The following is a 22,279-nucleotide window of genomic DNA, read 5'->3' on the forward strand; positions in this document are numbered from 1 at the left end:
AATGGGGTTGGTGCGGGATATATCCAACGCCAAATCAGATTGGTTTATCGCTTTGCTTGTCGGACTTATTTGCAGCCTCCTTCCGTATGGTTATCTTATCGGACTGATTGTCGGGCCTCTTTTGGCTTATTTGGTTCGTAAACAGATCCTTTTATTAGAGAAAGAATAAAAAACCTTCACGATTATTCAAAGTCTTTCTGATTATTACTGTACGTCCATGGTTTTTTACTTGTGTTCGGCGGATAATATTTTTAGGCCAATGATGCCAGTTATAATAAGCAAAAAACAAAGAATCCTTAACATGCTGTTGCTACTCACTTAAAATGACGGCATTAATCTCTCCGACAATGGCATTAGAAATGTAACGTCAATACGCCAACCAGGCGAGAAATCTATCGCCATTCAATAGAGGGTCGTATGCCAACCTCTGTGAATGAGAGACGACATACGCCAACCGATTTAAGTATTGGAGATTATGACAGGCATAAGCTCAATCAAAAGTAATCGCAGGTGTGTATCTTTTTGTCATCAACTTCATCCCTCTAACGAATGAGCCAATAAAAAAGAGAGGGGATAACGACTCCCCCTCTCATTGTTTATCAAATATCGTTGTTTACGGCATTTGTGGTGTCTGCCCTGCTGGTAACAACTTATGGGAGACAGCGATAACCTCTCCAGTCATAGCATCATAAGCTGCTGTCACAACTGCATTCGCCATGAGTCCTCTTTTCGTCTGGTATCCGTCCGGGTAACATTTCAACAGCAGCCGAAGGCCATACCCATCTCCCTAAAACCACTAAAGTATGGGTTTCGTTATTTCAGTCACACGCAGGGTGGATTGTTGCTTCTCCGATCAGTCTTCCATCGTCGACAGATCGCCTGTCGGCAAGTTCAATTCCCAAGCCTTCAGCACCCGTCTCATGATTTTGCCGCTGCGGGTTTTGGGCAGCTTGTCTTTGAACTCGATTTCTCTCGGTGCGGCATGAGCAGCCAAGCCTTCTTTGACGAAGCGGGCAATATCCGCTTTCAATTCCTCGGACGGCTCAAATCCATCCCTTAACGCGATGAAGGCTTTGATGATTTCTCCTCTCACCGGATCGGGCTTGCCGATTACGCCTGCTTCCGCAACTGCTGGATGCTCAACCAGCTTACTTTCCACTTCAAACGGGCCAACCCGCTCGCCAGCCGTCATAATGACGTCATCGATGCGTCCTTGGAACCAGAAGTATCCATCCTCATCCATGTATGCGGAATCCCCGGAGATATACCAGCCCTGAAGGCGGAAATATTCCTGATATTTGGTCGGGTTTTTCCAAATTTTGCGCATCATTGAAGGCCACGGCGTCTGAATCGCCAAGTTGCCCATCCGATAAGGAGGAAGAACGTTGCCTTCGTCGTCAACAATAGCCGCATTCACACCCGGGATCGGCTTGCCCATCGAGCCGGGTTTGATATCCATGCAGGGGTAATTCGTAATCAATTGACCACCGGTTTCCGTCATCCACCATGAATCGTGAATGCGCTGGTTGTATACCTTCAATCCCCAACGGACCACTTCCGGATTCAAAGGCTCGCCGACGCTGATGACATGCCGGAGGCTGGAAAGGTCAAATTGGGAAACCATATCGTCCCCCGCTCCCATCAGCATGCGGAACGCTGTCGGAGCGCTGTACCATACCGTAATCCCGTACTTTTGAATGGTGCCGTACCAATCTTGGGGACTGAAACGACCTCCGCGGATAACGTTGGTGACACCATTCAGCCACGGTGCGAAAATTCCGTAAGACGTTCCGGTTACCCAACCGGGATCGGCGGTACACCAGTATATATCATCGTCCTTCATATCGCAGACGACTTTTCCGGTATAATAGTGTTGAATCATGGCATTATGCACATGATAAACGCCTTTCGGTTTCCCGGTGGAACCCGATGTATAATGCAGAATCAAACCGTCTTCCCGGTCGACCCATTCGATCTCCAGGTCTTCAGAAGCCGCTTTCATTTCCTGTTTGAAATCAACTTGTCCTTCTGCAAGCTGCAGATCATCGCCAACCAGAATCACATGCTTCAGTGCTGGAAGATCCTGAACTGGAACCCTCGGCAGCAGCGATGGAGTTGTTATAATGGCCACCGCTTCACTGTCCTCTAACCGGTCCCTGACTGCAGTCTCCATGAACGCTTCAAACAGCGGACCGACAATTACTCCTACTTTGACTGCGCCAAGCAGGGCGAAATACAATTCCGGACTCCTCGGCATGAAGATGAACATCCGGTCTCCCTTGGCAAGTCCAAGCTTGCGGAGAATGTTGCCGAAGCGGTTCGTCTGCTTCCTCATATCTTCAAAGGTATACTGCTCATCTCTTTTTTCATCGCTGTAATACAGAGCAACCTTGTCTTTTCTTTCGGTCAGTGTATGGCGGTCAATGCATTCGTAAGCCATATTGACTTTACCTGTTTCATACCAGGAGAATTGCTTTTCCACTTCTTCCCAACTGAAATTGGCGCGTTCTTCTTCATAGCTGCGCATATTCGGGTTAGAAGCCACCGCCTTAACTCTTTCCGAGTGGGCTTCGTTCATAATTGCGACCTCCTTAAATATTTATAAAAATTTTGAAAGAAAGCTGAACTATTTGTTGTCTATACTACTATTTTACTACACCCTTCCATGCAAAAATAATCGAAAAAATTAAATCGCATACAAATATTTTTTATTAAGCGTTTTCATTCATTAAGTTTATCATATTCATAGATACTGTTTCAATCGTGTTTGCTTATATTGTCCCATTCTTGGTTTTAATTGTCGGGTAATTGCGTTAAAATGTTACTCAAAGGCTGATTATCAGGAGGGCTTGCATTGCAGCATCGGAAAATCCCTCATTCCAAACACTTGTCGTTTCAGGACAAAACGATCGTCATTGAAGGTCCGTTAACTCCCGAACGTATCCTTAAGCTGAAGATGCACCCCGATCTGGATGCTTTTCGCAGGCCCGGCGACCAGCATGAGGCACTGGTACAAATCGCCGACCTGCCGGAAGGCAGAATCATCGCCGCCGTTGACGGGGACTATATCGTCGGTTATGTAACCTTTCATTACCCCGATGAACTGGAACGGTGGTCGCAGGCGGGAATGGACGACTTGATCGAGTTGGGCGCCATTGAAGTGGCCAACTCCTACCGCAACTTGGGTCTCGGAAAACAGATCATCCAGTTGGCGTTTTTGGATGGGCAGCTGGATGATGCCATCGTGTTCACCACGGAATATTATTGGCATTGGGATTTGGAAGGCAGCGGTTTGAATGTTTGGGATTACCGGAAAGTCATGGAGCATCTGATGAAAAGCGTTGACATGGTCTGGTATGCTACCGATGATCCCGAAATTTGTTCCCACCCGGCTAACTGCTTGATGGTACGTGTCGGGAAAAACGTTCCCCAATCGTCAGTGGAGAAGTTTGATCGTATCCGGTTTACCCGAAAATTCATGTATTGACACTCCATTTAATCAGCGGACCGGGAGGAAAAAATGAGCAATACAGCGTTTATTTTTCATGAAGACGTATTGAAATACAAATTTAACGACCAGCATCCGTTCAGACAGGAGCGTCTGATACTTACCTTAGAGCTCTTAAAGCAATTGGGCGCCCTGAACGAAGAAGAACTGATCCGTCCTCGCAAAGCCGATGAACACGAACTGCTTTGGGTCCATACCCCCGGTTACATCGAAGCCGTGAAACAGCTTAGCGTCCCGGCGATACCCCCGTCCTCCGAGGAACTCGCAGAAAAATACGGCTTTCATACCGAGGACACCCCTTATTTTGAAAACATGCATGAAGTCACCTCTGCAATTGTCGGCGGATCCATTGAGGCGGCTGAACAGGTCATGTCCGGAAAAGCCCTTCATGCGCTTCATCTCGGCGGGGGCCTGCACCATGCCATGAAAAACAAAAGCTCCGGCTTTTGCATTTACAATGACGCGTCTGTCGCCATTTCATACATCCGTCATCATTATGGAGCCAAAGTGCTGTATATCGATACGGACGTTCATCATGGCGATGGTGTCCAATTCAGCTTTTATTCCGATCCCAATGTATGCACTTTCTCGATTCACGAAACCGGTAAATATTTATTTCCGGGAACCGGAGCCGTCAACGAAAGAGGGGATGGTGAAGGATTCGGAGCCTGCTTTAACATGCCGGTGGAACCGTATACAGAAGATGAGTCCTGGCTGGAAAGCTTTCAGGAATATATTGAAAAAGTGGCTGCCTTTTTCCAGCCTGACGTGATTGTCAGCCAGCACGGCTGCGACGCCCATTACTACGATCCCCTCTCCCATATACACTGCAGCATGAAAGTTTATTTGGAAATGCCGAAGATCATTCATGAGCTTGCCCACAAATGGTGCGGCGGCAAGTGGATCGCCCTTGGCGGGGGCGGTTACGACATATGGCGGGTCGTCCCAAGAGCATGGAGCCTATTATGGCTTATCATGAATGACCATGCCGCTGTAAAGCAAATCGAAAATAATCCTCTTCTCCCCCTTCCCGGAGAATGGCTTAAGCTGTGGAACAATGAACAGGCTCCCGATTATGTGCCCGCCACTTGGCTGGACGCGCCAAACGCCTGGGAGGATATCACCAGGCGCAAAGAAATCACACAAAAGAATAGGAAAACGAAGGAAATCGGCATGCTTTATTTGCCGAAATAGGTCGCTGCCGTCACTCCAGAGACCTTATCATTTCCTCTACGATCATAAACGAATGCTTCGATGCCGTTATCGTGAATTCGGCAAAGTTGACATGGGCTGAACCGTCCGCTTTATCCGACATCGATCGGATGATGACAAACGGCACTTCGTTCATGCTGCATACCTGGGCGACAGCGGCTCCTTCCATCTCCGTGCAAGCTCCGTTCATTTCGGCATGCAGCTCTATCACCTTGCCGCGGTCTGCGATAAACTGGTCGCCGGAAAGCACCCTGCCTTTTACTGAACGTCCGGGGAACAAGCTTTCACTGACGGAGTATGCGAGATCAACCAGTCCGCGGTCTGCGGCGAAGACGGACTGCTCGGAAAAAGGAATGGTCCCCTTGGGAAAACCGAGTGCCGTGACATCGATATCGTGCTGCTGGCATTCCGTCGAGATGACAATATCTCCGATATTCAAGCCAGGGTCTAACGCGCCGGCCACCCCCGTGAAAAGAATTCCGTCAACGCCGAAGCGGTCGATCAAAATTTGCGTACAAACGGCCGCATTTACTTTGCCTACACCGGATTTGCAGAGAACTACCCGCCGCCCATGAAACAATCCCTCATGAAACTGAATGCCGGCTTTTACCGTGGTGTTTTCCTTCTGCAAAGCGGATACAATCAAACCGATTTCCTCGTCCATGGCTCCGATCAATCCGATTTTTTGCAAATTCAACTTCTGTTCTCCTTTCTATCGTAAGCACCCTTTTGGGCAAAAGAAAAGCCCCCTTATGGAGCCTTTCGAAATGGTGCCGCTTATGAACCTCCTGGTGTCATTATCAGGAATGGTGGGGAGCTACCGATTCGCGAATAATGACTTCATGCGGTAAAACCACTTTTGACCGATCGACGGATTCTTTGTTCATCAGCTTGGTCAACAGCCGCATTGATACCGCACCGATATCATACATCGGCTGCGCCACCGTCGTAAGCTGAGGACGAACCATAGACGCCATGCGTATATTGTCCACGCTGATGACGGAGATATCATCCGGAACCTTCAAGCCGGCGTCTTGAATGGCGTGAACCGTTCCGATCGCCATTTCGTCGTTCGCCACAAAAATAGCGGTCGGCCTATTCGGCAATTCGAGAAAATACTTGGTCACTTCAATGCCGGATTCATATTTGTAATTCCCGATGCGCACATAGTTTTCGTTGAAAGGTATGCCTGCCTTGTCCAATGCCTGTTTGTAGCCCAAATAACGGGCATTGCCGTTGGACGGATCCTGAAGCGTGCCGCTGATCATTCCGATGCTTCGGTGACCGTACTGAATCAGAAGATTCACAGCATCAAACGCGGCCGCCTGATGGTCGATATCCACGGAAGGAATCGTGCCGCTCTCATCTGTTGTGGCGCAAAGTACGACGGGAACGGTCGCCGTCTTGAACGCTTGAATGTGCTCGTCCGTAATGGCTCCGCCCATAAACAGCAGTCCGTCCACCTGTTTCTCCAGCAGAGTGTTGATGACACGGATCTCTTTTTCCTTTTTCTTGTCCGCATTGCACAAAATAATATTATAATGGTACATATTGGCGATATCCTCGATGCCTCTAGCCACTTCAGAAAAAATCGGGTTGGAAATGTCCGGAATCACCACGCCTACAGTGGTTGTTTTCTTGCTGGCCAAACCTCTTGCCACTGCATTCGGACGATAACCGAGCCTTTCAATTGCCTCAAATACCTTTTTGCGTGTTTGCGGTTTGACATTGGGATTGTTGTTGACAACCCTGGAAACGGTTGCCATCGAAACGCCCGCTTCTCTGGCCACATCGTAAATGGTAACGGTCACTTTAATTCTCTCCATTGCTTATTTATTCATAATAAAAATATGATACGACAAATTTTAACTTTTCGCAACGTAAACTCCCAAAAAATGAAAAAAGCCAACTTCCGTCAGCCTTTCTTTCATAAAATCAGGTTGAAATCGTATGCTTGGAGATTTGCGCCAGCTTAGCTTGAATTTCTTCAGCCCAGCTGTCCTCATGCAGAGATCGGGCCAACAGCAGCAAATCCAAAAGCTGATTGATCCTCTCCTGAAGCATTCCCTCAATCGGCAAATGGCTGTGTTCCTTCAAGGACGCCATATACATCAGATTCGCCAGTTCATTGATTTCATGGAACAAAATCCGCTGAAGCTTGGGCTTGCGCCCCAGTTTGCCGATCAGATCCGTCAATTCCGGCTTGATTGCCGAAAAAACCTCGCTATAATTGCAACTATCGCAAGAAAATATGGGGACATTCTCAATTTCCACTTTGTTCGAATAGATCAGCGTCCGCAACCGAATATTCATAAAATGCCCGCAATTACACCGTTTTTGCAACCAAACCACTCCTCATCGAATCCACACGACACATCAAGAATAATAATTCGATCAGAATTGCGGAATTCCTGCTGCGAAGCGCTAGTATTTAATGGAACTGAAATCCCGCCGCTTGGTCAGAAGCCTGTTCATGCCAGGGGCGATATGAGCAGCATGGCCAAAGCGGAACCGGTTGCATCATTTCGCAAATCCAGAATATCCGGTATGCGGCCGGGTACGAATTGCTGGTGAAATTCGTCCCCCCAAAAAGGCGATAGCCAAAATAAAATAGGCCCAAAAATGACCCCAATTAAATTCGCGCATCAGCGGTAAAATTTCACGAAAAAAAGGAAGCAGTTTGTTTAAATTCTGTCCGGTCTGACTGGACATAATGAAGAGGACGATCATCCATAAAATTGCCGGAAGCCATCGGTATGATTTTTGGCATGAACACGATATCTCCTTTGCGCTGAAAAAAATCTTCGGCGAACCGATAGATCCGCCGAAGATTCGTGCCTTATCCCTATTTCCAGCTTTGATAGCCCGATTGCGTATAGGAAGGCTGTACGGAGTCCGCTCTCAAATACTGGTCATGAGCGGCCTGGTTACCGCGGTAATTTGCCGTATGAAACGATTGTGGAGACTGGTATTGATTTTGGAATTGAGTTTGATATTGGTTTGTGCTCACCGATTGGAAGCCCGTGCTTCCATAACCGGATTGGAATTTCTGAACGTTGCTCGGTTGTACGGCATCGGCTCTGAGATACTGGTCATGTCCCTGTTGATTACCTTTATAATTGGCCGTATGAAATGACTGAGGGTTGGAATAACCCCATTGCGCGGTCTGGAAATTGGAATAGGAACCGATATTGGCCGATACCGTACCGTACTGCTGGCCGACCGTCCGGGTTTGCACGTTCGACGGCTGTACGGAGTCCGCTCTCAAATACTGGTCATGTCCCGTTTGATTTCCTTTGTAGCCGGCGGAATGGAATGATTGCTGGCTTTGGTTCCAACCCGCTGCGCTTGCGGACGGGTTATAGAAGGATTGCACCGTGCCTGTCGGTTGGAACTGCTTTTGAATGCCCTGGTACTGTGAAGTTACAGGAGCGCCATAAGCCTGCTTCATTCCGATACCCGAACCCTGATAATATTGCTGATTAAACAAAATACAGCAGCCTCCTTTGTTTATGAATCGCTCCTTCTTAGGAGCCTTTTATAGTATGAGTGAGGCAAGGATGCTTTATGATTGGAGACTGCTGGATTGGTTTGATAAAAAAATGCAAAGCTGCCAATGAATTGCCGCCTGGCTATTTCCGCGGGATTCGGAGGATTGCATCCTCCACCTTGATGCATCGGTCCATGATCACTTCCAGACCGAAAGACTGCGCGATGTCCGCAGCCTCTTGATTGAAAATGCCGAGCTGAAGCCAAAATACCTTAGCCCCGATTTTGCCGGCCTGCTCGGCAAAGGGAACCACTTCCTCGCTTCGCCGAAACACATTCACGATATCGACAGGCTCCGGAATGTCAAGCAGACTGCGGTAGCATCGTTCTCCCAAAATCGCATCAAGCCTGGGATTAACGGGAATGATCCGATACCCCTTATTTTTCAGAGCTTGCGAAACCTCGTATGAAGGGCGGTCCGGATTATCGGACAATCCGACGACGGCCACCGTCTTGGCTTCCGTCAAAATCTCTTTGATTCGTTCACGGGACGGATTTGCGAAGGACATTCCGCCATTCACCTCCATGATTATCATTGCACTCAGTGAGCTGCTTTGCCGGTGTAGGAAAGAGCTTGCTTGCCCATCGACTCCCAGGTTGCGATAAACTGTTTTTTATCGATCTTCAAATTTTTTTGCCCGCTCAACGGATCATTCACAAATACATGACTTTGGTCAAAGCCCGTCAGAAGTACTGCATGTTCACTGAAAGTGGTGCGCACCGTGCCGGTCGTCGTATTCCATTCCACCCATTTCTGAGGGAGCTGAAAGTCAATCGTGGTCCATACCACGACCGGAAAACCCTTGATGATTTGATCTTCCAATTGCTCGTACGGCTGCCCCGTCAAATCAACCGCCGATGGAATATATTTATGAAGAAGCGGATAGATCCCCGCATGAAAAATTCCGAAACCGATTTGTTTGCGGGTAATGTCTCCGACAAAGCCCACGTTCGGGTTGCCCCAATATTGGATGGATCCGCTTCTGTCAAAGCGAATGGGGGTGGGATCTGTTTTCATTTCGGGCACCAGATCCAGCTTGTTCTTGGAGATACCGCTATATTGCAGCAGCATCGTCAAGCTGGTGATCTCACATCCCGCAGGCAGCTCGGGATTCTGTCGAATCACGGGAGCCGACAGTAATGCCGAAGCTGGCCTGACGGCAGCAGCTTCGACCGATTGTTCCGCTTGCCGCTGGATCCGATTGCCGCCGGCGGTATGGGTCCCATCACCGGTCATCTCGGCCGCATATGCCTGATCATCCGCTCTGGGAACAAGAATTCCCAGATCCGAACCCGTCATCTTGGCATACAGCAGCATGCTGAAAACACCCCCGGAAAAAACCAATCCAGCGACAAGGATGATGGAAAACGATAATTTCAAACCATTCAAGACTCTCATCCGCGATCACTCATCCATGAAAGATCTGTTACACACCGTCGTCCATACGGGCACTTCAGTCGGGCTACATCCAATTCACTTCCGCTCCCAATGAGCGCAGATGGTCAAAAAATTGCGGATACGACTTGGCAACATGATGAGCATCACGAATAAACAGGCCTTGCTTCGAGCGAAGTCCTACTACGGTCAAAGCCATGATGACCCGATGGTCGAAATGCGCATTGATCTCTACGCCGCCTTCCACTCCCTCCGGCCTGCCGTGAACGATGATTTCGCTTCGACGTTCCTCCACATCCGCGCCCGCTTTTCTCAGCTCCGCCAAAAAATCGGTAATGCGGTCACACTCTTTGTACCGCAGATTCTCCACGTTATAAAATCGTGACGTTCCTTCCGCGAATACCGCTGCGGACACCATGGCCAATACGGCGTCGGTTGCTTCGTCGCCGTCGAATTCCACCGCTTTCAGCCGCGTATTTCCGGTAATATGCACGGTGCTGTCAACATGCGTCAAGGAAACGCCCATCGCTTTCAATACGTCGACAACGGCGCGTTCCCCCTGCCGGCTGCGTTCCTCCAAACGATGGATTCTCACGTCGGAATCCGTTACCGCAGCAGCGGCAAGAATTGCCGCGGAACCGGGATAATCGCCTTGAACGACATAATTCTTGGCTAAGTATTTTTGTCTTCCGGGAACGTGAAAATGCATCAAATCTTCTGAAGCTTTTATGTAAATTCCCGCCTGCTCCAAAACCTCCAGCGTCTGCCCGACAACCACCTTCGATTTCAGGTCGTCGAGAACTTCAATTTCACTGTCTTCCTCCAACAACGGCGTCATGAATAACAGCGAGCTCAAATACTGCGAGCTGACCTTTCCGGAAACGGCAATTTTACCGCCGCGCGGATCTCCGCCATGAATGGTGATCGGGAGTTTGCCCCCGTTGTGGTCGATCCTGACGTTCATCTGCTCCAACGCCCGGATCAAGTCGTCATGCGGACGTTTACCCAGCGATTCCGGATAAACATTGACAAAGGTAATCTCCGGACTGAAGGCTGCAACCGACATTAAAAACCGGAGCACAGCGCCCGCATTGCCCACATTCAATTCTTTGACCGGCCGGGGATTTCTGCCAAAGCCGGTAATCGTAATTCGTTCGTCCTTTTCCTCAAGAACCGCTCCCAGATCACGGATGCATCTCCTCATGGCATCGCTGTCCTCGCTGTGCGCCGGGTAATTCACCGTGCTGGTTCCGTCAGCCAAAGCGGCAGCCAATAAATAACGGGTCGTATAGTTCTTTGAAGACAAAGCATTGATCTCGCCTTGGAGCCGCTTCGCGGGACGCACTTGGATATCCATAGAGTCATTCTCTCCTCATAACATACTTATCGTCAATTGCCTGCCGGATTGTTAGAACCCTGCGCCAACTGCATATCCCAAGAAAGCAAGCAGAATCCCGGAGGATTATACCCCGACGCGGAGGGATTATACCCGACGTTTCCATGCTTCCAGTATCGTCTGAAGGGTTTCCTCGAAATTAGAATATGTCGTATCCACGGTCAGATCGGCAAAATGATAAGCCTCTTTTCGCTCGACCAGAATTTTTCGTACGCTGTCCTCGACATTTCCATGCAGCAGGGGACGATTCCGGTCATGCTTGACCCTGCGGATGATTGTATCCGCCTCCGCGGTCAGGGCGACAACAAATCCGTTTTCCTGCATTCTCTCCCGATTCGTTTTGTTCAACACCGATCCTCCGCCGGTGGCTACAATCTGATGCGATTTCTGCAAACATTCGTGAATGACTTCACTCTCGACATTGCGGAAATAAGCCTCTCCCCGGGTAGCAAACAATTCCGGGATCGTTTTCCCTTCCCTTTGCTCGACCAGTTGGTCGGTATCCACAAAGCTCCAGTCCATTTGTTTGGAAAGCAGTTTGCCCACGGTTGTTTTGCCTGTTCCCATAAAGCCGATCAACACGATATTTTGCCGCTTCACGCGATCCGCACCCTCTTTTCCTGCAGCCATTCAAAACTGTTCATATCATATCACAGACGGAAAAGAACTGACAATATTCGAACCTGAGTCGCCCAAGGGGGCCGCTGCGTCTTTTCTAAGGTCATTCTAAAAGGTCGGTGCCTTATCAACCTAATAGCCGCGCATTATTCATTTTCATTTACCCGCTTTCGCCATGAAAATGCTATAGGATCATCTCACATGAAAATTTCGTAAAAGATGCGTCCTTCATGTATAAATTATTTTAATTTGGAGTATGGATGATAATAGTCATACAGGAACTCGTACAAATCAGCCAAGGAGTTGAAGACGATGTCAGCGTCAGTATTCGAAATGCATGCAGATCCGGATTCGGATCCGACCCGCAAAAAATTCCGGGCGATTATGGATCCTTACTATTCCCTCAAGAGAGAGGATATTGTCTGGATGCTGGAATACATCAAAAAAAAGGTGGCCGATGCGGATCCCCATTTGCTGAATCTGACCAAGCCACGCTTGTTAAGCAATCAATATTATTTTGCAAAAGTAGCATTAATGTTGATTCAAAAGCAGTACGGAGGGCAGCAGGAAATGGCCCAGATCAAGCATTGGCTCGCCGAGGCCGCTTACGGTCTTGAGCCCGACGCCTAATTCGTTCCGTTCCATTCATGATGATACACGCCTTCTTTGTCGATCCGGCGGAAGGTATGCGCCCCAAAATAATCTCTCTGCGCCTGGAGCAAATTGGCGGGAAGCCGTTCTGTCCGGTAACTGTCGTAATAAGCCAGCGCAGATGAAAATGCCGGGACGGGAATTCCCCGGCTGACCGCCGCAGCGATTACTTCCCTCCAGGCCCCCTGATATTCCTCCACTACGTTCTGGAAATAAGCGTCAAGCAGCAGATTCTGCAAACCCGGATTCCGGTTGAACGCCTCTTTTATGTTCTGCAGGAATCTCGCGCGGATGATGCAGCCCCCGCGGAAGATCATGGCGATGCCGCCCAGATCGAGATCCCAGCCGTATTCTTCGGAGGCCGCTTTCATTTGGGCAAACCCCTGAGCGTAAGAACAAATCTTGCTGGCATACAAGGCTTTTCGGACCGCTTCGATAAATGCCTCGCGCCCGCCGTCATAAGCAGCAGTTTCCGGCCCCTTCAAGCGTTTGCTGGCCTCTACCCGCTCCTCCTTCATGGCGGAAATGAATCTGGCAAAAACCGATTCCGTGATAATCGAAAGCGGTACGCCGAGATCTAGCGCGCTCTGGCTGGTCCATTTGCCGGTTCCCTTTTGGCCGGCGGTGTCCAGTATGATATCAACCATCGGCCTGCCGGTTTCAGGATCGGTATTTTGGAAAATATCTGCCGTAATATCAATCAAATAGCTGTCCAGTTCACCGCGGTTCCAATCGGCAAAGATTGCATGAAGCTCCTCTGCGTTTAACTGCAGAATATTTTTCAACAAATCGTAGGCTTCGCAGATCAGCTGCATATCTCCATATTCAATTCCATTGTGCACCATCTTCACATAATGGCCCGCTCCATCAGGTCCGATATAGATGCAGCAGGGATCTCCGTTCACTTTGGCTGAAATATCGGTAAGGATCGGTTTGACCAGATCATAGGCGTCCTTTTGTCCGCCCGGCATGATTGCGGGCCCTTTCAGAGCACCTTGTTCACCGCCCGACACGCCAGTTCCGACGAAGCGGATGCCCCTTTCCGCCAAAGCTTTATTCCTCCGGCGTGTATCCAAAAAATATGAATTTCCTCCGTCGATCAGAATATCCCCCTCGTCCAATAAGGGAACCAACTGCTCAATCATGTCGTCCGTCGGTTTGCCGGCCATCACCATCAGCATGATTTTACGCGGACTTTCCAGAGATTGAACAAATTCCTCAATGGAATAGGTACCGTGCAATTTTTCATCCGGATGTTCGTTCAACAGGGCTTGCGTTTTTTCCGGAGAACGGTTATACACCGATACCGAGTATCCTTTGCTGACCATATTCAAGGCAAGATTGCGGCCCATTACCGCCATGCCGATAACGCCGATCTGCTGTTTTGACATTTGGCTCTCCGTCCTTCAGCTTGATTTTTTCAAAGGCTGCGGCCTTTCACATTCTTTTATTTTAACAACATTGCATAAAAAAACCAAGATCACCTCAGATGATCTTGGCATCAGACGAACCTCATACGCTCAAAGCTCCAGCATGAGCATTTCCAGCCTTAATTCCTGCAGCCGCTCCTTGCAGCGTTCGATTTCCTCCAACCGCCCTCGCTCCAGAAGTTCATAAAGCAGCGCCAGCTCGTAATCCAGTTCCAGCCGCAAAACCGGTATGCGGTCTTCAACGCGATGTGATTTGAAAGCCTGCATGATTTGATCCATGGTCACCACGGGCTCCTTTTGAAACAAAACCTTGTGTTCAACCCCGGATATCTCGACCAGACGAATGACTTCCCCGAACATGATATTCGCAATGATGATCTGGCTGTCCTTGAACCGTTTGACAACGGCATGACCGCGCGTTGCGCCAATCATTTTCTCCATCATATGTGCAAGCTTCTCGTCTTTGAACGAGTAGTTTCCAGCTAGTTTATAGCGGTCAACGATCCGTTGAAATTTCAGCTTAGTCAATTTACGCCCGGTTCGGATTGAGATGATAAAATGCTGTTCACTTTCATTCCAATATAAGGAGTATCCTTCCTGGATCAATGATTTGATCAGATCCTGGATTTGCCGGCGATCAAAACGCAGCTCCAAATTGACATACTCAACTTCATAACAGCGGCTCACGGCAATCCCTCCCCAGCAAACAAATAGAATCATTTCATTTCATGTCTGAATGTTCAGACAACTCTTTCTTATGATCATCTTATACTGAATACTATGTTTTAGCAACTTGGATTCATGTATTTTTATCAAAAAAAAGCGGTATTTCCACAGAAATACCGCCTTAGATCATTTTAAGATATTCCCGGCATGATGATCAGGGATAAATATCAATGGTTTGAAAGCCTCCCACGCCCCATGTTCCATCGGTTTTTTGAATCAGCTTGACCCGATAGGCGTAAAAATGCGAGTTTTCTTCCCACAAACACTCATATTCATTCGTTCCTTCGATCGGGCGTATGTCGTGTACCTTGATTCCTGTCGTAGAGGTCATAACCTTGAGCGCATCGATTTTCTCCTGATCTGTTTCGCGGATGATCGGTTCGCTCATCGGCTCGAATTTTTCAGGATTCTTCAAGCGGTCTCTCAGCTCATCCGACGGAACATAGTAGTCTTTCGTATATTGCTCTGTGGTCACGGAAACACCGTTCAGGTCAATTCCCAGCGACACGAGATCGGCATAGCGAAAATACAGCACTCCGTTGTAGGAGTTCGCCAGAATTTCATGCTTGATGCCGTTCAATTGCACGAGGTATTCGATGACTGAGGAAAATTTGATTTCCGCCGGATAATTCGGATTTCCCGTGATCGGCCCGGTCTGAACAGACCCACTGCCCGCGTTCGTCCCTTGTTGGGAATCCGTGCACGAGGCGGGAACCCTGCCAGTCGGGGCAGGCCTGCTGCCGATAAGAATGGATTTGGTCTCGGAACCCCATAAGATTTCATTCCCGAGCAGTTCGCCGATTGTCCTGACCGGAAGGTAGCTTTCGTTGTTATAAACCAGAACCTTTGCGGCTGCAGCTTCCCGTCCGTCCACCTTGACATGATAATCATTCCTGAGAAATGCAGTCACCTTCTCGCTTTCGCCCGACGCGTAAACTCCAGCGGCAAAAGAGAAGACCGCAATCAATACCGGAACCATAAATTTCACAAATTTATTCAGCATCTTTTGCACCCTCCGTCGATCCCCATCGTCAAGGATGGAAATTGTTGTATACTTGTGCAACATTAATTCATTTCAACATATTTCCGCATAATTCCTGCATTTTTTCACATATTCCCTCATCGAACCTTCAACTTCCCTTTCCGCCTGTGGTAGTATTAGGTTAATCAACAATTTCCGCCGAAAGCAAAGAATGGAGGCAGCAAAAATGACGATACCCGCATTAACCCCGCAGGATTTTGATGTCTTTACGATACCCGGCCTTGAAGCCAGAATGGAACAGCTGATCCGGCAGGTACGCCCGAAATTGACGCGTATCGGAGAAGAACTGGGGCCTTTTCTTTCCGCAATGGCCGGCGAACCGATGTTTGCCCATGTGGCCAAGCATGCCAGAAGAACAGTCAACCCTCCGGAGGATTCCTGGGTAGCCTGGGCAAACAACAAGAAGGGGTACAAAGCGCATCCCCATTTTGAGGTAGGACTTTTCTCGACGCATCTGTACATCCAATTTGCGCTTATTTACGAAAGCGGCAATAAAGCGATCTTCGCCGGCCGCTTAGCCGGCGAGCTGGAACGAATCGGCAAGCTGATTCCGGGAAATTATTATTGGTCCGAGGACCACACCGTCCCCCACGCCATCCTTCATAAGGACATGAATAACGCCAAATTTGCGGAGATGATCCGCAAGCTGCAGAATGTGAAAAAATCGGAGGTCATGTGCGGTGTGAAAATCGACCGCAACGATCCTGTGCTGGAACAAGCCAGCCTGCTTCAGCAGCATATCGAGAATACGCTGGAAACGCTGATGCCGCTGTACAGACTTTCATTCTGATGACCGGTACGGCCATTGTTGGTTTTCTGCTGGTCCGGTTTCTGCTTATGCCGGAGTCCGAGTGGGACGATGAGCGGGAAATTGAACAAACGGTCCAATTCATCGTGCACGGCCTGAGCATGCTGAGTCATGAAATAACTTGCATCTTGATCCAGATTTGCTATACTCGACTTATTTAAAAATCACGATTGAAGGGAAGATTTCAACTGGATCAGCAACTCACCCCTCTGTTTTCGGCGTTAAAGAAGCATGCGGAACAAAATCCGATTCAATTTCACATACCCGGTCACAAAAAAGGAGCAGGAATGGAACAGGAATTCAGCTCGTTTATCGGGGATAACGCGCTTTCCATCGACTTGATCAACATTGCTCCGCTCGATGATCTGCATCGTCCTTCCGGCGTCATCAAGCAAGCGCAAGAGCTCGCTGCCGAAGCTTTTGGCGCGGACTTTACGTTTTTCTCCGTCCAAGGCACCAGCGGTGCGATCATGACCATGATTTTGTCCGTATGCGGCCCCGGAGACAAGATCATTGTGCCTCGGAATGTCCATAAATCGGTCATGGCCGCGATTATTTTTGCCGGGGCGAAACCAATTTTCGTTTCCCCGACCATGGACCCCAATCTGGGCATCGCCCATGGCATCACGACCCGTTCGGTCAAAAGGGCACTGGAAAAACACCCGGATGCCAAGGCGGTTTTGGTGATCAATCCTACCTATTTCGGCATCTGCGCCAATCTCAAGGAGATCGTCGATTTGGTACACAGCTACGATATTCCGGTGTTGGTGGATGAAGCGCACGGCGTACACATTCATTTTCATGAGGATCTGCCGCTTTCCGCCATGCAGGCCGAAGCGGACATGGCCGCGACCAGTGTGCATAAGCTTGGCGGTTCGCTCACCCAAAGCTCCGTGCTGAATGTCAGAAAAGGACGCGTCAACCCGGCAAGGGTGCAATCCATCATCAGCATGCTGACGACAACATCCACCTCCTATCTGCTGCTCGCATCTCTGGATGCCGCCAGAAAGCAACTGGCGCTGAACGGACACAATCTTGCGGAAAAAGCGCTGCGGCTGGCCAAAACGGCCCGCGAAAGGATCAATCTGATTGAAGGGTTGTACTGCTTCGGGGAAGAAATCACCGGAACGGAGGCAGCCTATGATTACGATCCGACCAAGTTGACGATCCATGTCCGAAAGCTCGGAATGACCGGCTATGAGGTGGAAAATTGGCTGCGGGAGCAGTACAATATCGAGGTCGAACTCAGCGATCTGTACAATATTCTCTGTCTGATCACTCCCGGCGATTCTGAGGAAACGGTGAATATTCTGATTCATGCTCTGGAGCATCTGGTCAAATTAAATGACAAACAGGATAAAGCCGGAGAAGTTGTGGTGAAAGTGCCGGAAATCCCCCACCTCTCTTTATCTCCGCGCGATGCGTTTTATGCCGATACGGAAATGATTCCGTTCCGCGAATCGGCGGGACGGATCATTGCCGAATTTATTTTCGTTTATCCGCCCGGAATTCCCATTCTCCTGCCCGGCGAGGTCATCACCCAGGAGAACATCGACTACATTGTGGAGCATCTGGATGTCGGACTGCCGGTACAGGGACCTGAGGACAAAAGCCTGCAGTATTTGAAGGTGATCGTGGAGAGTCAGGCGATTTTCTAGTCTATCCCGCATATTGTTTAGGGATGCATTCATTAATTGCGGAAGCGTAGAATGGGAAGATGCCGTATAGACGACTTTGGCTTTGAGTTTCAACCTTCCGAAGGCCAATTCTTTTAGAAACTCAAAACAACGGAGCTTGAAGGCACTTCTCATTCGCAGTTGGAAGCAATTCCAAATAAATGCACCCCATTGCAACGCCCCCTAATACTGCTCCTTCACGCTGACATTCGGAAGTCTCTGAAGGAAAAATAAGGACAGTTCCTCCACTTCCCGGCGGTCTTTGATCTGAAACACATTCTGGAGATAATCCAAATGATGCATATCCTCCAGCGACAATAAAGAAGACCTGCCTGTCTGCATGCACACTACCAACGGCTTTCCGAAGAAATGGTCGGTATATATGACGGCGAAATCAAATCTCGACCTTTCAGAAACATACCCCATGAAGTTTACCGAAACACGTTCCGTAACATCATACAGCCGATCAAACATGGCAAACCTCCTTTTAAAATTTTCTGAATATTTAATATTTTTATTATAGCACATTTCATTTGGAATGTTTTTCACAAAATTGTGTCATCGGCGGTTGGCACTCCTTATATTGTAAAACAAAAAACGAAATGCTATTATGATTTGGGGTACGTAAATTTCGGAACGAGGTGGAAATCAGAGGTGAGCCAGAGCGCATACATAAAGTTTGTTGAAGGATCCCCCGTTTCATCCGTCAGCTTGGATGAGTTGAAGGCGCAGCTGCTGAACTATAAGGAGCAAACTGCAAAGACTGGCCAACAATTGGATTGGGATTACGCCGATGCGGCCTTTCCTTACGAATTTGCCGCAAAGCCTGAAGGGGAGAACAGATGGTTTTATCTGAAAGGAAAAAACAGTCTTTATAAATACATTGTATTCGGTATCGGCAGTGAAATGCAGAATGATCGGGAAATTTCTTACATCCAGGTTGTGCTGCCGGATGACTGTACACATGGGGACAAGGCAAAGGGCAATGAATTCTGCAAATATTTAGGAAAGGTTTGGCAAGCGGAACTTCATTTGTTTAACGGAAGAATTATGTACTTTAATCCGCGAAAATAAACCTGCTTTGCGCAGCCGCTTGATACGAAAAAACAGGGATGGCCTGTAAAAGGCCGTCCCTGTTTGTGTGATAAGCGTCTATTCTTCCTGCTCTTCCGCAATTTGATTATAAATGGAAACGACCCGTTCCCATTCCTCATCATCCTCAATATTGACGAGATAGGCTTCTTCCCCTTCTTCCTCAATCCGGAAAATAACTCCTTCCGCTTCGATATCGTTTCGATCAAGCAGGACGGCATATGCAGTACCTTCCGTTTCAAACGTATAGACCATCACCATTTCGTGCTCTTGGCCCTCTTCGTCTGTCAAGATAAACACATGCTCCTCTTCATCATGCTCATGACCGATGTCATTCCCGTCATGCTGGTGTCCGCTCATGTATACAACCTCATTTCATCCGATTTTGTAGATGTATCGTCCACCGTATCGTAGCATTTTGACATGGTCCGGTCAAATGAATCGTTTGTAAAAGGGCAGCCTAACCGATTCTAAGGTCAATCCGACAAGCAAGTGATCATTTTCTCCGACACCAGCACATAACTGCTGTCAGGACTCGTTTTCATGAAGAAATGCACCGCATAGTCCCCGGAATATTTAAAATTAACCGAAATCGTAGGAGCCCACCAAAAGCTTTCTTTGTTCTCCGTCAATTCTTTTTGTTTGCTGGCTACGACATTGCCGTAAGGGTCCTCCACCTCGATCTTGATGCCGGACACATTCGTCTTCAAGCTGTCAATCTGGGAAAAAACAGCAAATTCATATTCTCCTCGGGTGACCACGCTGAACACCGTTTTATCCTTGGCCTGAAACGCCATATGTACATTCGGTTTGTAGACATTGACGGTTTGCGTCGAGCTGTCGTAACTGACAAGTGCCTGCAGCGTGCTGGCGATGGCGCGCAGTGGAAGCATCGTTCTGGAGCCACCGTTTTTGTCATCAATGATCAAACCGTTCGAGCTGATCTCTTGATTGTTGACCAAAATCTGGACTGGCTTGCCTTTGTAATACTCATAGACATCATCCGCAAAAACAGTCACACTGCCGAATAAAAACAAAACGAGCGCCAAAACCGTAAAACGTTTGAGCCTCATCGCGTGAAACCTCCATTGATGTAATCGACTTTCTTGCTTGTTTATACTCGGCTTTTTGAAAAGAGTTGCGCAGGAATAAAAAAATACGGCATTTCTTTTATATTTCCATTATTTCCCAGTCATTTAAAAGCATCTCGCCCAGCTTCTCTTCGCATTTGCCTTTCAGTACAGCCGGCATGATCGTGCTGTGATATTCATACCCCTTGTATACATACATCATGTGAACGTCCCGCTTCTCCGTCACTTCCTCCAGAACGATTCGGCAGCCGCTGCGCCGCAATTTGCGTTTAACGTCCACATGCCGCTTTTCGACGGAACGCGCAAGCTGTTCGAAAAAAGCTTCCCATATCCGGGACAGCTTCATCGATGCCGCATGTTTCCGGTCCCATTCGATAGCTTTGAACAAATGCAAGGTCACCATATATTCGTAGATCCACATTTCGATTTGCCGCTCATGCACGCGCTCATTCAATACATATCGCCTCCATTGGAACTGAAACAGAAGTGATATTATTATATCGAACATATGTTTGTTTCATCAAGTGCGCAATTAAATAAGCAAATTTTACATCATAGCAAAAAATGTAGGAAAAATAAACATAAATTTGCACGTTGGGATTTTGATTACATATGGATTGAAAATCCTGTAAAATGTCGATATAACTCATGTCAAAGGAAGTCGGCATATGTATAAACAAGGTCATAATTTAACTTATCAAATCAAGGATTTGCGAAGTTTGTTGGAAACAACGGCCGAGGAATGCAAATACAATTTTCACGATCCGAAAGTCGTCGATCTCAGCCAAAAGCTGGATCGGTTAATCCTTCAAGAGATGAAAGAAAAAGTTCCGATCGGATGACTTCCAGTTCGCTTTTCATCTATCCTGAAAATTCGCTTCCGCTTCAATGCGAATTTTTCAGGTACGCTTCAGCTTGCCATTTTCATCACCTGCTGGTACCATGAAAATGGTATGTGACGTCTAATAAGTGGTAAATTAAAATATAATATATTTACTGTCTACTGTAGATGAAGGGCGGTAAGAGATTGGGCATTCAACTTCAGATGGCCGGCACCGGAAGCGCATTTTCCAAAAAATACTACAATAATAACGCATTGATCCGTATTTCTGATTTTATTTTAATGATTGATTTTGGGATTACGGCCCCTCTCGCGCTTCACCATATGGGAGTTTCGCTCGGTTCTCTCGATGCCGTGCTGGTGACCCATCTGCATGCCGATCATATCGGAGGGCTGGAGGAGCTGGCTTTCCAAATGCTCTACATACACAAAAAAAAGGTCAAGCTGTTCATTCCCACGGTAATGGCCGGCCCTTTATGGGAAAATTCCCTGAAAGCCGGCATGGAAAGCCCTGATGAGGGACTCTACGGATTGGAAGATTTTTTTGATGTAATTCCCTTGGAGGAAAATGAGATTTACCCGATCCATGACGGGCTGTCCGTGGAAATCTTCCCGACCAGCCATGTTTCCGGAAAACCGAACTTTTCACTTATTATAAACGGACACCTCTTTTATTCCGGTGACTGCCGGTTCAACGGGGAACTGCTTGATCGGCTGATCCGCCAATATCCCTGCGATGTCATCCTGCATGACTGCCAGCTGGAGCCGCCGGGCATCGTACACACGTCACTGGACCAGCTTCTTACGCTCCCGCCCGACATTCAGGAAAAAATATATTTGATGCACTACGGCGACCGGATGGAAGAATATATCGGCAAAACCGGAAGCATGAGATTTATCGAACAGCATAAAATCTATCAATTTTAGAATATAAGGCCAGGAACCTTCGGGTACCTGGCCTCTTTGATAAAAGCGCGTTGATGCCGTTCAGAAAGTCGGCAGATTGTCCAGATTGTTGCTGGGGTCGCCGTCGGCATCACCGCGGATATAGGTTTCCCCATCCCTGCCTTTAAACGCGTTGACTCCCTGAATATTGCCGTTCTGCACTTCCTTGAGCGCTTGCTGGTAATCCAGTACCTTTCCCGAGGACGTTTTGAACGACTCGATGTCACCGTCTCCATTCTTGCGAACGGCCACAAAGGTTTCTCGATTTTCCATTCATACCCCTCCTTTCTTCCTTTTA

The 22,279-nt window shown here is 48.1% G+C and carries 27 protein-coding genes; 8 read left to right on the forward strand and 19 right to left on the reverse strand.

Annotation, left to right across the window (positions count from 1 at the left end):
- Positions 1–853: 853 nt before the first annotated feature.
- Positions 854–2,578 (reverse strand): acetate--CoA ligase, encoded by a 1,725-nt coding sequence (acsA, locus tag VF724_RS14980; RefSeq protein ID WP_371755059.1) that lies wholly within the window; start codon positions 2,576–2,578, stop codon positions 854–856.
- 276 nt (positions 2,579–2,854) lie between these two features.
- On the opposite strand from acsA, the gene VF724_RS14985 reads away from it, so the two are divergent.
- A complete protein-coding gene (locus VF724_RS14985) occupies positions 2,855–3,487 on the forward strand; it encodes a GNAT family N-acetyltransferase (protein WP_371755060.1) in 633 nt (210 codons plus the stop codon).
- A gap of 33 nt (positions 3,488–3,520) precedes the next feature.
- On the forward strand, positions 3,521–4,702 hold the full coding sequence (locus VF724_RS14990) for an acetoin utilization protein AcuC (protein ID WP_371755061.1): 1,182 nt from the start codon (positions 3,521–3,523) through the stop codon (positions 4,700–4,702).
- A 10-nt stretch (positions 4,703–4,712) separates the two neighbouring features.
- On the opposite strand, the gene VF724_RS14995 is transcribed toward VF724_RS14990, so the two are convergent.
- The 10 genes from VF724_RS14995 to VF724_RS15040 form a co-directional block, all read right to left on the reverse strand.
- A complete protein-coding gene (locus tag VF724_RS14995) occupies positions 4,713–5,417 on the reverse strand; it encodes a 5'-methylthioadenosine/adenosylhomocysteine nucleosidase (protein ID WP_371755062.1) in 705 nt (234 codons plus the stop codon).
- A gap of 103 nt (positions 5,418–5,520) precedes the next feature.
- Positions 5,521–6,531 (reverse strand): catabolite control protein A, encoded by a 1,011-nt coding sequence (ccpA, locus tag VF724_RS15000; RefSeq protein ID WP_371755063.1) that lies wholly within the window; start codon positions 6,529–6,531, stop codon positions 5,521–5,523.
- A 124-nt stretch (positions 6,532–6,655) separates the two neighbouring features.
- Positions 6,656–7,033, reverse strand: coding sequence for a hypothetical protein (locus VF724_RS15005; protein ID WP_371755064.1), 378 nt, complete (start codon positions 7,031–7,033; stop codon positions 6,656–6,658).
- A 158-nt stretch (positions 7,034–7,191) separates the two neighbouring features.
- A complete protein-coding gene (locus tag VF724_RS15010) occupies positions 7,192–7,269 on the reverse strand; it encodes a hypothetical protein (RefSeq protein WP_371755119.1) in 78 nt (25 codons plus the stop codon).
- A complete protein-coding gene (locus VF724_RS15015) occupies positions 7,241–7,450 on the reverse strand; it encodes a VanZ family protein (protein ID WP_371755065.1) in 210 nt (69 codons plus the stop codon). Before VF724_RS15015 ends, VF724_RS15010 begins: the two co-directional genes overlap by 29 nt.
- Positions 7,451–7,565: 115 nt before the next feature.
- Positions 7,566–8,210 carry a hypothetical protein gene (locus tag VF724_RS15020; protein WP_371755066.1) on the reverse strand — a complete coding sequence of 215 codons (645 nt, stop codon included), beginning with the start codon at positions 8,208–8,210 and terminating at the stop codon, positions 7,566–7,568.
- 142 nt (positions 8,211–8,352) lie between these two features.
- Positions 8,353–8,778: a CoA-binding protein gene (locus tag VF724_RS15025; RefSeq protein ID WP_371755067.1), complete on the reverse strand. Its 426-nt coding sequence runs from the start codon at positions 8,776–8,778 to the stop codon at positions 8,353–8,355.
- 32 nt (positions 8,779–8,810) lie between these two features.
- The gene (locus VF724_RS15030; RefSeq protein ID WP_371755068.1) at positions 8,811–9,668 is read right to left on the reverse strand and encodes a C39 family peptidase; all 858 of its coding nucleotides are present in this window, start codon (positions 9,666–9,668) and stop codon (positions 8,811–8,813) included.
- A gap of 64 nt (positions 9,669–9,732) precedes the next feature.
- The gene (gene aroA / locus VF724_RS15035; RefSeq protein ID WP_371755069.1) at positions 9,733–11,022 is read right to left on the reverse strand and encodes a 3-phosphoshikimate 1-carboxyvinyltransferase; all 1,290 of its coding nucleotides are present in this window, start codon (positions 11,020–11,022) and stop codon (positions 9,733–9,735) included.
- 126 nt (positions 11,023–11,148) lie between these two features.
- On the reverse strand, positions 11,149–11,661 hold the full coding sequence (locus tag VF724_RS15040; protein ID WP_371755070.1) for a shikimate kinase: 513 nt from the start codon (positions 11,659–11,661) through the stop codon (positions 11,149–11,151).
- Positions 11,662–11,991: 330 nt separating this feature from the next.
- Between VF724_RS15040 and VF724_RS15045 the strand changes: the two genes are divergently transcribed.
- Positions 11,992–12,309: a hypothetical protein gene (locus VF724_RS15045; RefSeq protein ID WP_371755071.1), complete on the forward strand. Its 318-nt coding sequence runs from the start codon at positions 11,992–11,994 to the stop codon at positions 12,307–12,309.
- Here the strand turns inward: VF724_RS15045 and gnd are convergent.
- The 3 genes from gnd to VF724_RS15060 form a co-directional block, all read right to left on the reverse strand.
- On the reverse strand, positions 12,306–13,721 hold the full coding sequence (gene gnd, locus VF724_RS15050; protein ID WP_371755072.1) for an NADP-dependent phosphogluconate dehydrogenase: 1,416 nt from the start codon (positions 13,719–13,721) through the stop codon (positions 12,306–12,308). The genes VF724_RS15045 and gnd overlap by 4 nt on opposite strands.
- A 129-nt stretch (positions 13,722–13,850) precedes the next feature.
- Entirely contained in the window at positions 13,851–14,447 is a 597-nt protein-coding gene (locus VF724_RS15055) for a YkzI domain-containing protein (protein ID WP_371755073.1), read from the reverse strand.
- A 193-nt stretch (positions 14,448–14,640) separates the two neighbouring features.
- Positions 14,641–15,489, reverse strand: a complete 849-nt coding sequence (locus tag VF724_RS15060; RefSeq protein ID WP_371755074.1) for a hypothetical protein — start codon at positions 15,487–15,489, stop codon at positions 14,641–14,643.
- 205 nt (positions 15,490–15,694) lie between these two features.
- Here VF724_RS15060 and VF724_RS15065 point away from each other — a divergent pair, with 205 nt between their 5' ends.
- On the forward strand, positions 15,695–16,318 hold the full coding sequence (locus tag VF724_RS15065; RefSeq protein WP_371755075.1) for a DUF1054 domain-containing protein: 624 nt from the start codon (positions 15,695–15,697) through the stop codon (positions 16,316–16,318).
- 206 nt (positions 16,319–16,524) lie between these two features.
- Positions 16,525–17,994: an aminotransferase class I/II-fold pyridoxal phosphate-dependent enzyme gene (locus tag VF724_RS15070; RefSeq protein ID WP_371755120.1), complete on the forward strand. Its 1,470-nt coding sequence runs from the start codon at positions 16,525–16,527 to the stop codon at positions 17,992–17,994.
- Between the two features lie 201 nt (positions 17,995–18,195).
- Here the strand turns inward: VF724_RS15070 and VF724_RS15075 are convergent, their stop codons facing one another.
- A complete protein-coding gene (locus VF724_RS15075; protein ID WP_371755076.1) occupies positions 18,196–18,486 on the reverse strand; it encodes a DUF3055 domain-containing protein in 291 nt (96 codons plus the stop codon).
- Between the two features lie 180 nt (positions 18,487–18,666).
- Between VF724_RS15075 and VF724_RS15080 the strand changes: the two genes are divergently transcribed.
- Positions 18,667–19,086: a DUF1885 family protein gene (locus VF724_RS15080; protein ID WP_371755077.1), complete on the forward strand. Its 420-nt coding sequence runs from the start codon at positions 18,667–18,669 to the stop codon at positions 19,084–19,086.
- A 78-nt stretch (positions 19,087–19,164) separates the two neighbouring features.
- On the opposite strand, the gene VF724_RS15085 is transcribed toward VF724_RS15080, so the two are convergent.
- The 3 genes from VF724_RS15085 to VF724_RS15095 all read right to left on the reverse strand — a co-directional run bounded on the left by VF724_RS15085 (position 19,165) and on the right by VF724_RS15095 (position 20,649).
- On the reverse strand, positions 19,165–19,464 hold the full coding sequence (locus tag VF724_RS15085; RefSeq protein ID WP_371755078.1) for a DUF1292 domain-containing protein: 300 nt from the start codon (positions 19,462–19,464) through the stop codon (positions 19,165–19,167).
- A gap of 116 nt (positions 19,465–19,580) precedes the next feature.
- Positions 19,581–20,177, reverse strand: coding sequence for a stalk domain-containing protein (locus VF724_RS15090; protein ID WP_371755079.1), 597 nt, complete (start codon positions 20,175–20,177; stop codon positions 19,581–19,583).
- 97 nt (positions 20,178–20,274) lie between these two features.
- Positions 20,275–20,649 (reverse strand): YhjD family protein, encoded by a 375-nt coding sequence (locus VF724_RS15095; RefSeq protein ID WP_371755080.1) that lies wholly within the window; start codon positions 20,647–20,649, stop codon positions 20,275–20,277.
- A 214-nt stretch (positions 20,650–20,863) separates the two neighbouring features.
- Between VF724_RS15095 and VF724_RS15100 the strand changes: the two genes are divergently transcribed.
- Positions 20,864–21,037, forward strand: a complete 174-nt coding sequence (locus tag VF724_RS15100; RefSeq protein WP_371755081.1) for an aspartyl-phosphate phosphatase Spo0E family protein — start codon at positions 20,864–20,866, stop codon at positions 21,035–21,037.
- A 185-nt stretch (positions 21,038–21,222) separates the two neighbouring features.
- Positions 21,223–21,963 carry an MBL fold metallo-hydrolase gene (locus VF724_RS15105; RefSeq protein ID WP_371755082.1) on the forward strand — a complete coding sequence of 247 codons (741 nt, stop codon included), beginning with the start codon at positions 21,223–21,225 and terminating at the stop codon, positions 21,961–21,963.
- 60 nt (positions 21,964–22,023) lie between these two features.
- Here VF724_RS15105 and VF724_RS15110 read toward each other — a convergent pair whose 3' ends face one another.
- A complete protein-coding gene (locus VF724_RS15110; RefSeq protein WP_371755083.1) occupies positions 22,024–22,254 on the reverse strand; it encodes a DUF3892 domain-containing protein in 231 nt (76 codons plus the stop codon).
- Positions 22,255–22,279: the final 25 nt, after the last annotated feature.

The sequence above is a fragment of the Ferviditalea candida genome (genome assembly GCF_035282765.1).
Taxonomy (GTDB): domain Bacteria; phylum Bacillota; class Bacilli; order Paenibacillales; family KCTC-25726; genus Ferviditalea; species Ferviditalea candida.